The sequence below is a fragment of the Flavivirga rizhaonensis genome (assembly GCF_004791695.1).
GTDB lineage: Bacteria > Bacteroidota > Bacteroidia > Flavobacteriales > Flavobacteriaceae > Flavivirga > Flavivirga rizhaonensis.
In genome coordinates, this window is record NZ_SRSO01000015.1 from 101,395 (window position 1) to 113,614 (window position 12,220).

The window sequence follows — 12,220 nt, forward strand, 5'->3', positions numbered from 1 at the left end:
TTATTAAAAATTAAAAAGATTCTTCAAAGTTAACGTTGGTAGGCTCTTTAAGCTTTATAGCTCCTTGATGTCCAGTGTTTTTCACATTATCACTAACTATTTCAAATTTAAAATCATCAATCAAAACTTCTCCGGTCCCAGATGTTAAAACACCATATGCTATATTTACTGCCTCTTTAGGTACTTTAAGAATAATTTCATATTTAGTCCAATTTGTTGTGCCTTTTATGGGTCTGTTTTGCATGTTGTCAAAACCTAATGATTTTCCTCTATTTGTACCATCTATTCTTAACCACATTCCAGCCCAGTCTTTTATACTCTTAGATTTAATATAAGATGTCAATTTTACTTTTTTCCCTAAGAACTTTTTAGGCTCAAAATTTTGCATTATGGTTCCAAAACCTTTAATGTTAGGTTCGATGGATTTTAAATAAGCAACATTGCTATTTCTTTCTTTGTTTTTCGTTATTCCAATTTCGTAAGATTCTGGGTTGCTTCCTGCTAGAAACCATCCTTTAATTGTTTGTTTGTTAGCTTGGGTAAAAGACAATAAAGCCAAACCGAAAATAACAACGACTAGTTTAAATAATCTTGATTTTATTTTTTTCATTTTTTGAAAGTTAAATGTTTTATTTAGTATACACGTTATTTTGAAAAGGTTCAAAAAAAGATACGTCATTTAAGACCAATTTTATTTTAATATCTCAAAACTGCGCTTAACCTCATTCCCAAACTCATCCACAACAGTAATCGTGTGATCCCCTTGCTTTGGTATAATTGCCATATCATGGATGTCTTTAGTATTTCCAATAAACGTACTATCAATATACCAAAACAAAGTGCTTTCAGGTTTAGAATGTGCTATTTTTAAAATAAGATCATTGGTTTTTCCATCAAAATCTTTAGGTAAGAAAATGGCATTATTTTCTTTTGGATAAATAAATTCCATTGAAGCATTAGTTGCTCCTATACAATCACTTCTGAATTTAGGAAGCGGTTTGTAAAAAGGGTTTTTAGTTTTGTAATAATAGGCCATTAAAGGAGGTAAAACAAACCAAGGTTTGTGAATGATATTACTTAAATCTTCACAAGAAGCATTTACTTGAAACGATTCGTTGTTATCTACATGGATTAATACATGATAGGGACATGGTTTTGTTTTTAAGCCACTAACTTGAATAAACTTTTGTTCAATAGTATTACAATTAGGAGACGTTCTATGGCCGCTTTGTTTACAAATATTTATCTCTTGCATTTCATCAAAAGGTTTTGAAAACCAGTTACTATTTGGTAGTAGATCAAACACATCAAATAAAATGGGAGCTGCTGTTTGTACACCAACTAAGCCTGGTCGTCCTTCTCCATCGGCATTGCCAACCCAAACCCCAACAACATAATCTTTAGTTGTACCAATAGCCCAGGCATCCCTAAACCCAAAACTAGTACCTGTTTTCCACGCGACCTGTTTAGAACCATCAAAAAACTCCCAACTTTCATCACTTTCAGGCCTGTTTACTTCTTTTAAACTTTCATAAGTCAAATAAATAGATGCGGCATCAAAAAGTGTTTTGTCACTAGTCTTATCTCCAAACTCAATATTGTCTGAAGCTAAAAAAGTAGGTTCGCAAAATTCATTTGTAAAATATTCGCTGGAAGTTTCTGAAAAATGATTTAAGGTTGAAGAGAGTGCTGCATAACTTTTGCATAAATCCCAGAGATTACTTTCTGCGCCTCCTAAAATAAGTGACAACCCATAATGGTTTGCATTATACTTCAAGTCTTTTAACTGTAAAGCTTTTAAATAATGGTGGAATCTGTCTAGACCAAACTCCTGAAGCATTCTAACAGCAGGAACATTTAACGAACGTGATAAAGCTCTACTTGCTGGAATAGCACCGTCGTAGGTTTTGTTGTAATTCTCTGGATTATAACTACCAAACTGAGTAGGAACGTCTGCTACCAAAGTATTAGGTAATAAATCTCCAGCATCTAACATGGCTGCATATAAAAAAGGTTTTAAAATGCTACCTGTACTTCTTGGTTTATTTATAATGTCAACATCTTTTTGATGGGCTTTATCCGTAGGTGTGTTACCTACGTAAGCCAAAACCTGCCTGGTCTTTACATCTAAAACTAACACGGCTGCATTATAAATTTCATTCTGGCTTAATTGATTATAATGGTTTTTTATAATATAGTTTACACGTTGTTGAAGTTTAGAGTCAATAGTTGTTTTTACTCGTTTGCCATGGTTGGTTTTAGATACTCTTTGTAATAGATGAGGTGCTATTTGTGGTAGTGGATACGGTTTTTGAGGTAAGCCTTCAGCAATTGATAGTTTATAGGTTAAAGAATCAATCAAGGCGTTTTCTAAAAGTTTTTTTAAAAGACGATCACGTTTTTTTAATAATCGGTCTTGGTTTTTCCCTGGATAAATTAAACTAGGGGCATTTGGTAAAATGGCTAGTGTAGCACTTTCCGCCCAAGATAATTGATTGGCGCTTCTATTAAAATAACGCCATGAAGCAGCATCTAACCCAACAACATTTCCTCCAAAAGGAGCATGGCTACTATAATAGGATAATATTTTGTTTTTGGATTCTCGTAACTCTAATCGAGTCGCCAAAATAATTTCTTTAAGCTTTTCGAAATAGGTTCTTGATTGCCCTTTTCTCGACAATCGAATTACTTGCTGTGTAATGGTACTTCCACCTCGTTTTACAGAACCAGATTTTAAATTATCCCTTAATGCTTTATAGATAGATATGGGGTTGAAACCAGGATGTTTATAAAAGTATTCATCTTCAAATTGAACGATACAAGCTTTAAATTTTTCAGGAATACTATCGTTTTGAGGAAATCGCCATTGGCCATCTTTGGCAATTTGGGCACCTAATAATTCATTATTTGAACTAGTAATAACGGTTGTTGTAGGATCTTTAAAAAGTTGTTCTGGTAGACAGAAATAATAAGCAATCAACAGCACAGCTAATATTGCCGATTTAATTTTACGGGTCTTTATGTAGTTTATTATTCTTGTCACTTTTTAGTTTAATTCTCATTCTTTTAAATAGAAAGTAGATTCTATTTCAAGTCTTAGAAATAGAAGACGAGGAGGTTTTAAACTCATACTCTCGTTCTACTTTACATATTTTCACATTGTACCAATTATACCATTCGGTTTTTCCTTTTAGTTGTGCTTGCAAATGTTCGCTTTGTTGTTTCCAATTTTTTATAGCGTCTAAGCTTTTCCAATAACTTACAGTTATGCCAACATCGTTTCGAGCGCTGTCTATTCCTAAATACCCATCCTGTTGTTTTGCTAGAGCTTCCATTTTATCAGCCATTTCAGAGTAGCCTTCAATAGTTTTAGCATGGGTTGATGTAAAAATGACTGCATAATAAGGTTCAAAATCTTTGTTCATATTTTTTTAAAGGTCTGTTATTGGTAGTTTTCTTTTTCCCCAGGTTAATACTTGTACACCACTGGAATAATGAACTTTGTCCGGGTTATTATTTATTAAATGGCTAAATCTAGGGTAGTATAAATCTAGTTTTTTAACCATGATTGATTGCATGGGCCATTCAATATGATGTACATCGTATTCAATAATATGTTTTTTGTGGTCTTGAAAAACTGCATACCGTTCGGTTAGCCATAAATCGGTTTCATCTTTTTTGGGAGCTGTGTCTTCTAGGTTATATTCAATATGAAATGAGTCCTTAAACGTTTCGTTTTTTGATGTGTAAACAGAGTTGTCTCGACTCATTTTTGAATATTGATAAGGGAATTTAGACATCATTTTTAAAACCTTGCAAGAAGATCGTTTACTGCCTTCCATATTTAAAAAGTAGACACTTGGTTTACCATTATAGATAATATAAACTCTAATATTAATTTCAAAAAAATCTGAAATATAAGACACTTTAGGAAGGTTTTTGATCCCTATATTATTCATGTTAAACGCGACCAGGCTTACCCATGTTTTATCATTAATAATATCTGGTTTTATGCCTTTTGGAAGAAAAGAAATTATTAACTTAGGATTTACTTCCCAATGTAAAAAAACGGCTTTATTCCATTCTTGATAATACATCCAAGGACGGTCTGGGTATGTAAACAAGCGATGCTCTTTTTGTTTTAATATACCTTTTGTATTCATAAAACGTATTGATAAGGTTTTACTAAGACTTCCGTTTTTGATTTCTTTTAGAAACCAAATTCACCTTCCCCCCTTGTAAATAAGGGAAAGAAACTTAATCAGAATTTTTAATTTATATTATTACTTCTCAACAGTAACCCACCTTCCTTTTGTTCTTACCAAATATTCATTGTCATACATGGCTTCAGCTTGTACACCAGGTAAATAATAAGTTCCTAAATATGATGCATTCAGCATAACGTTAAATGTTTTAGTACTCTGTCTTCCTTTTCGTTGTAAATCGAAATAAAAATTAACACGATCGTCTCTAATATCTGTGAATCTCGCTTGGCTGGTTGTTGTATTTCCAAAATCTGTAAAACGGGTATTCACGATTTCCCAACCTGATGGGAATATCTGTGTTAATGCCACATCGTTAATAGCTTCATTTTTAAGATTGCTAACTTTTACTGTTGCTACAAAATCTTGCCCTTGTTGTAGTTTGGAGATATTAATTGCATTTCCTATTAAGTTTTTATATTGTATAGAAACACTCAACCCGCGTTGTTCAGCCAGTTCTTGTCCAAGCGGTAATTTTCCGGAATTTAAAACGCGTACATAAACAATGTTGTCTTTATTATTGGTAAAGGATAATGTGTTTTCTCCATCAACAACATTTAATTCGCGTTGAGCAATCGCACTTTTAGAGTTTATGGTTTCTGTTTTTCCGCTTATAGTATAACTTACATTAAGCGCTTTTCCTCCGTTGGCATTTACCATTTTTGCAATAGCCAACAAACTATAAGCTGTTGTTTGGGTGCTCATCCAGCGATTACTTGATAAGTCCTTAGCAATATATTGAGACAATTCGCGTCTTTTTGGGTTTTTAGTAAGCACCATTGTTTCTAAAGCCATGGCGCGATTTCTATCAACAGAACCGTAAGTGTAATAGTTGTAACGAACAGGTTTAAAGTTAATATTTGCTGATTTAGAAATAGAATCGCTTGCCTCTTTTTGACCTGCTAATGCATATGCTGCTGCTAATCGCCATTTGGCTTCATTCGATATTTCGCTAAACTCACGCAATCTATTCATGGCAGCTAAATCTGCTTGTCCAGCTAATGCTAAGGTGTACAGTCTGTAAGCTTGTGCTAGATCGGAATTATACGATCGATAGCTAGGCCTCCAATCTCTTGCTGTTTGTTGTTGGTATTTAATCCAATTGCTTTTAAAGGTAAGCGGTAAAACAAACCCTTTCTTTTCGGCTTCAAGCATAAAATGGCCTGCATAACTGGTTCCCCAATCATTACTATCGTTTTCTCCCATCCAATAACTTAAACCACCGCTTGGTTTTTGAAAATGACCTAAACGTTTAATCCCATTTTCAATATTGCTTTTAATTTTCTGCTTTTTATCGTGTGTTAAATCGAAAATATCATTTAAAAATAACTGCGGGAATACGCTCGATGTCGTTTGCTCTACACATCCGTGTGGGTATTGAATCAGGTATTGTAATCTGCGCGAAAAATCCATTGGAGGCATGGTAGAAAACTCTAAGGTTGCAGAGTTAGTTCCATAAACTCCAAATGTTGAAAATGCTATAGATTCTGATGCGTTTGCTTCTAAAGTTTTGTCTATTGGTTTTGATGTAATAGGGTTTGGGTTTATAACATCCAGTTCAACTTTATAAGTCGATTTTTCACCATTCCCAGAGGCAATCACTTCTACAGTATTAAAGCCTTTTGCTTTACTAACATCCAATTCAAAATAGGTCATTTTTTCATCTGGATTCGCAAAAGTGAGTGTTTTTGATTTGTCGCCAACAACAGAAATCCCATTGCTTAGTTTCAAGCTAATGTTTACGTTTTTCACTTTAGATTCCATTGCGAAAACAGTAACGGGAAGCGTAACTTTTTCACCTGGGCTTAATTTTCGTGGAAGCGATGCTAATACCATTAAAGGTTTTTTTACTTTAACCGTTTTGTCTGTACTTCCGTAAGCTTCGGTTGTATTGTTTCCAGCAATGACCATGGTTCTCACAGACCCGATGTAATTTGGCATTTTTATTTTATGCGTTTTACTATCACCTGCGTTTAAAGTAAAAGGACCTAAAAAAGTAACTACAGGTTTAAAACGATTTGCTTTTTTGTTCTTTCCACTGGCAGCACTTCCATCACCACCTATTGCAAATACTTGATCTATACTACCTGAATAAGCACCAATAACATCATCAAAAATATCCCAGGTTTTTACTCCTAAAGCTTCGCGAGCATAAAAAGAACTCCAGGCATTTGGTGTTTTAAAACGTGTTAAATCCAATAGGCCTTCTTCAACCATAGCGATAGTATAAGTCATGGCTTTATTGTTTTTTTCTGAAATAGTGACCTTAAATTCTTGTTTAGGACTTAAGGTTTCAGGCATTTTTAATTCAGGTTCTAACTTCGTTTTTGGGTCTTCAACCATGATCGGGATAACTCCAAATAAACGAATTGGTAAATCGTTTGCCGAAATAGCATGTGGTTGCAATAGTGAAATATTAATGAATACATTAGGAGCCATTTCTGAGGTTACTGGAATATCTACAGTAGTTTCACCTGGTTTTGTTTTCACCCATTTGTGCTCTAATACTTCAGTACCGTTTTCAATACTTACTAATGCACGTCCTTCACTGCCTGATTGAAATGTTATTTTAGCAGTTTCTCCAACATTGTATTTTTCTTTGTCTGCAGAAAAAACGAGCATTTTTGCAGCATCTTTATTACTAGAAGATGAGTTTTGCCACCAGTTTTTATAAAAATAGGCTGTTCTTCCTGTAGCATGACCACTAACAGGATCTTTAATTCTTATAAGGTAACGCCCGCGTTCGCCATCTGGAATGTTTATGTTTAATGTTGCTTTTCCGTTAGCATTGGTACTTATTTTAGAGTTTAAATACGGTCTGTGGTAGCTACTGGACACATAACTTGATAAGTTGTCGTAAGACGAATTCCACCACCAACGCCATTCAATTTTATAAACCTTTACTTCCAGATTGTTTCGTTTTACGGGGTTTCCCTTAGCATCTACCACCACTAAATCAAAGCTTTGGTTTTCGTCTGTGTAATAGGAACCGTAGGCATTGCCTTTTGGTGAACGTAACCCGACAAAAGACTCGTAAGGAGCGTATTGTTTTGTGAATGCGTCTAAAGAGAAATCACCACCATTTTCGAAGGCTCTTACTAAAAATTGAACGTTTAACATGCCTGGGGCATTTTTACCAACAGCTATTTTATTAGTGATTTTAGCTTGCCCTTGCTCATTTACTTTCCCTTCAAAAACATTAATTTCTTCAGTATTAAATTGACGAGTAGGATCATTAAATATATAGCCTTTATATTTTTTAAAGCCAGCATGCGAACTACTGAATTTTGCTTTTATTTCGGCCTTTAGGTTTTTCCCGGGAGTACCATGAAGCCACTTTATATCTAGATTTCCTTTTAAAGGTTCTGTACTGGAAAGCACATCATTTTCAAAATCAACTTTAATTTTTAAACGATTAGGTTTAACGGTTTCAATTTTTAAACCCTTATGAAACGTAGCGCCTCCAACAGAGACCTTGGCATTGTAATTTCCTGTTTTATCTTCTGAAGATGTAGGAACCGTAAAGTTGAAAAAATTATTAACGTTATCTGTAGTAACGTTTTTAAAAACTAATTTTCCGTTAGGATCGGTAATTTCAAGTTTTACAGGATGCTGTTTAGGAAGATTATTGGCTTTATCATTTAACATGAATGTTAAGTGTAAGGTGTCTCCAGGTCGCCAAACACCACGTTCCCCATAAATATAGCCTTTGAGCCCTCGTTGTAATCTATTCCCAGAAACATCAAATTTGCTTAATGATAAAGAATTACCGTCGTGAAGTTTTATGTAACTAACATTATTGCCTTTTGAAACAATCGCAAATGCGGCATGTTTTTCGGCATCAATCGTGGTTAAGCCGTCTTTGTCTGTAGTTGTTTCTTCTAGTTTTTGTTGTTGGAAGTTATAAAGAGATACCGTTGCGTTGGCTTCTGGATTGGTATTTAAAATATTTGTAACAGCAAAGTAATACGAATTGTTGGCGCCTCGTTTTGCGATTACTCCCAGGTTTGAAGCGATTAGGTTTTGAGATGTAATGCGGTTTTCGTTATAGTATGCACTATGACAAGGATTGTCTCGTTCACGCCAGTTGTATGAATAGTTTCTGTAGTTGTAATTCAGATTGTTCCAGTAGGCTTCTTCTCTTAGCTCTTCATCTTCAATAGTTTCTTCGCCGTAATCTTCTTCATAGTATTCCTCATCATAATAATCCTCCCCATTTTCAACGTTATTTACATTAACAACCGCATTGCAGTCATACAATGAATAACTTTTATTAAAACTAACTTCCACACGGTAAATAGCACCTGGATCGGCTTTAAAAAACTTTGAAAGATCGATACTGTAAGCTTTCCATTTGCCTGTGTTTTCTGTTTCTGATACTAATGGAATGGTTTTTTTTGCAATACGACGCCCTACTTTTCTAATCTCATGGCTATTATTACTATTCATGTTATTGTCTTGTAAAAACTGAAGAATGTTATCTTCAAAAATTTTAATAACTCGAACGTCAACAGCACTCAAATTAACAGCTTCGAAATTGAATTTTAGTTGTTCCGAATTTGGTAAAATACTACCGTTGCTAATTAAACGTACTTGTGGTTTTAATTCTTCAAAACCAATGATTTCAGAAAAAGGTTTTTTAAGTTTTATACCATCTATATTTTTAATGCCCTGGAAAACATCTACTTGAATATTACCTACTAATTTAGTGCCCGGATATACTTTTAATACATTGCCATCAACGACATATTTTGGTTTTTTTGCATTTTGAATTGATACTAAACCATCAAAGTTTTGTTGTTTTTTTAGTGGATCTGAAAAATTGATTAATAAATGTTGCTCAGGCGATTGAATAACATCCGTTTTAGTAATTGTAAAATTGTTTACTCCTGGAATAATTATCTTGTTTTCTCCTTTGTTTTCGGCCTCGATAGATTTCCCGTTCCAGGAAACAATAATATCACTATCATCTGTTAAACGATTTATACTATCTATTTTAAAATCGAAAACCTTGCTTTTTTCATTTGCTTCATTAAATACAATATTTAAGTTATTTCCATTTTGAGAGGCTTTTACTAATTGTTTAGCATGGTCTAGAGAAATAACATCAGCCGATTTAATAACACCTTCTAAGTACTGCCATTTTTTACTATAAGATTGAATATTATTAGTAACAATATTGAAGCTTGGCGTAATGGTTTTAAACTGAAACGTATACGTTTTAAAATCTTTAGGAATGTCTTTGTAGATATCATCAAGTTTAACCGTAACAGCATATTCAGTAGCAGGTTGAAGTGGTTCATCTGGAGTAAATAATAAGGCATGCTTATTGGCTACCATTAATTTTCCCTGTACATGAGGTTTTATAGAAACGATAGGGTCAGTAATCTCTTGACCCATTTCCCAACCTTCAACATCTTCGGTTAAACTTATTTCAATGGGACTCATCACTGATGTTAAACCAGATGAAGTGAAGCTTATGTAATCTTTGAATTTAAAAAGGTTATCAGTTTCAGTGACTTTCTTTTTACAGGATAGAGCTAACATAATAAGTACTATGAGAGCAAATGACTTTTTTAATAGCATAAGCGATGGTTTTAAATGAAAAAATAACTTGAAAAAAGAAAGTGTAGGCTGTTTCTTGTTAAACTAGTTACGTTCTAATTTTATTCTTTAGATTTTGAGTTGTTGTTAAATTATTCTTAAAAGCTTAATTTTTATAAATGTCGATTAATAATTCGCCTTTATCATTCATTGTTGCTCTGTACATGCCAGCGGTATTAAATTCTGCAACCATATTTCCGTTTTTATCAACGGCTATAATACCTCCAGTGCCTCCTAAATTTGATAGTTTATTTTGAATAACTTCTTTGGCGGCTTCTTGTAAAGATAAATGTTTATATTCCATAAGAGCAGAAATATCGTGAGCGACCATAGCGCGAATAAAATACTCCCCCCAACCTGTGCAAGATATAGCACAAGTATTATTATTGGCATATGTGCCTGCTCCAATAATAGGAGAGTCCCCTATGCGTCCCCAGCGTTTATTGGTCATGCCTCCTGTGGATGTACCCGCAGCTAAGTTTCCATTTTTGTCAAGTGCTGCACATCCTACAGTTCCAAATTTAGAGTTTTTAATGTCTTCATCATAGAAGAAAGCTGTCTTGTCATCGTGATCTAATTCAAGTTTCTCAGATTCTTTTATTTTTTCAAGTGATTTATGACGTTTTTCAGTATAAAAATAATCAGGAGTAACCATTTGTAGCCCTTGCTCTTTTGCAAAGGTATTGGCTCCATTTCCAGATAACATGACGTGCGGCGAATTGTCCATGATGGCTCTGGCTAAATTTATAGGATTTTTTACCGTAGTTGTTCCTGCTGATGCTCCAGCATTTAATGTTTTTCCGTCCATGATAGAAGCATCATGTTCGTTAGTTCCTGCATTGGTAAAAACAGCTCCTTTTCCAGCATTAAATAAAGGCGAATCTTCCATAACGTTAATCGTTTTTTGTACAGCATCCAAACTAGACCCTCCATGTTTTAAAATGTTATATCCAACTTTAATAGCTTCCTCTAATGTTGCTTTATATGCGGCTTCCTTTTCTGCGGACATATTTTCTTTTAAAATAGTACCTGCCCCTCCGTGAATTATTATTGAAAACGCTTGTTTTGCTTTGTGCTGTTGCACATTTTCAGTAGGTAATTTCGATTCGTTTTTACAGGAGGTAAATATTAATAAAATCGAGACTAGATAAGCTAGTTTTTTCATGATTAGTTATGGTGTTTTAATAGCAATAAAGTTAAGGTTAAGTTCATAATAAACCATAAAGTTAAATAAAACGTATATTTAAATATCCCAAATCACATAATTCATGAAAAACTTTTTATTAAAAACAGGACTTGCATTAACATTTTTCACCGTATTAACTTGTAATATAGCGTGTTCAAAAGACGATTCGGCTGCCGATATCGAAAAGGAAATGGTTACTGATATAGCTACTAATATACTACAATTAGTAAATGAACATAGGTCTAGTATTGGGAAACAAATTTTAGAGACTAATACTTTGGCGGAAGATTTAGCAGAAGAACACAATATGTTCATGATTAGTCAAGGAAACATCGGGCATGAAAATTTTGATTATCGGGCAAACCGACTGTTTGATGAAGAGAATGCTAAAGGTGTAGGTGAAAATGTAGCGTTTAAACAGGTTTCTGCTCAACAAGTTATGACTGCTTGGTTAAATAGTAGTGACCATCGTAAAAACATTGAAGGAAACTTTTCGCATATTGGTGTTAGTGTTGTTAAAAGTAAATCGGGAGTTTACTATTTTACTCAACTTTTCTTAAAAAAATAAACAGATTACGGTATAAATTTATTGGACTCAAATGTAGTTAAAGTCATGTATTTTAGTGTATTTTCTTTCAGCTACTAAAAACTTTTGACACGAATTTCACGAATTCTCACGAATTCAGTTTTACAATGTTTAATAATTTTATATTTCGGTATTTCACGAAGCAGACTTTCAGTCTACCAAAGCAAACTTATTGACTAAAGGTCATAGTAGTTTAGTTCTATAATTTCATAAAAAACATCATTATTTCTTTTACAGTAAATTCAAATAATGAACTCATTTTCGCTTCGATCTAAAAAGTTTAAATGAGTTCAATAATCGATATTATTTTGCAACATCTATCATTTAAGGTTTTATTGGTCTCAAAAATAGTTAAAACTATGCACTTTAGTGCATGTCGCTTTAGCTTCTAAAAATTTCTACCTTTGTAGTATGTCGGAACAACGATCAAATGGACACAGTGTATCTCGCTTATCAGTTCACATAGTTTGGAGCACAAAATATCGTTATCATGTTTTGAAAGGCGACATTCAAAATCGATGTCGTTCCCTTTTGATACAAATATGCGATGCGGAAGATGTACAGATCCTAAAAGGTGTAATA

General features: G+C 33.7%; 8 protein-coding genes. 2 read left to right on the forward strand and 6 right to left on the reverse strand.

The features are described from left to right. Positions 1 to 10: 10 nt before the first annotated feature. From EM932_RS12110 to EM932_RS12135, 6 genes are all read right to left on the reverse strand, one after another. Entirely contained in the window at positions 11 to 610 is a 600-nt protein-coding gene (locus EM932_RS12110) for a hypothetical protein (RefSeq protein ID WP_135877455.1), read from the reverse strand. Between the two features lie 81 nt (positions 611 to 691). Next, entirely contained in the window at positions 692 to 3,043 is a 2,352-nt protein-coding gene (pbpC, locus tag EM932_RS12115) for a penicillin-binding protein 1C (RefSeq protein WP_135877456.1), read from the reverse strand. Between the two features lie 46 nt (positions 3,044 to 3,089). Further along, positions 3,090 to 3,425 (reverse strand): antibiotic biosynthesis monooxygenase family protein, encoded by a 336-nt coding sequence (locus EM932_RS12120; protein WP_135877457.1) that lies wholly within the window; start codon positions 3,423 to 3,425, stop codon positions 3,090 to 3,092. A gap of 6 nt (positions 3,426 to 3,431) precedes the next feature. After that, positions 3,432 to 4,163 (reverse strand): YqjF family protein, encoded by a 732-nt coding sequence (locus tag EM932_RS12125; protein ID WP_135877458.1) that lies wholly within the window; start codon positions 4,161 to 4,163, stop codon positions 3,432 to 3,434. Positions 4,164 to 4,283: 120 nt separating this feature from the next. After that, a complete protein-coding gene (locus tag EM932_RS12130; RefSeq protein ID WP_135877459.1) occupies positions 4,284 to 9,848 on the reverse strand; it encodes an alpha-2-macroglobulin family protein in 5,565 nt (1,854 codons plus the stop codon). 124 nt (positions 9,849 to 9,972) lie between these two features. Further along, positions 9,973 to 11,031: an isoaspartyl peptidase/L-asparaginase family protein gene (locus EM932_RS12135; RefSeq protein ID WP_135877460.1), complete on the reverse strand. Its 1,059-nt coding sequence runs from the start codon at positions 11,029 to 11,031 to the stop codon at positions 9,973 to 9,975. A gap of 103 nt (positions 11,032 to 11,134) precedes the next feature. Here EM932_RS12135 and EM932_RS12140 point away from each other — a divergent pair, with 103 nt between their 5' ends. Continuing rightward, a complete protein-coding gene (locus tag EM932_RS12140) occupies positions 11,135 to 11,620 on the forward strand; it encodes a CAP domain-containing protein (RefSeq protein ID WP_135877461.1) in 486 nt (161 codons plus the stop codon). A gap of 429 nt (positions 11,621 to 12,049) precedes the next feature. Next, on the forward strand, positions 12,050 to 12,220 hold a 171-nt coding region (locus EM932_RS12145; RefSeq protein WP_211344282.1), incomplete at its 3' end, for a transposase.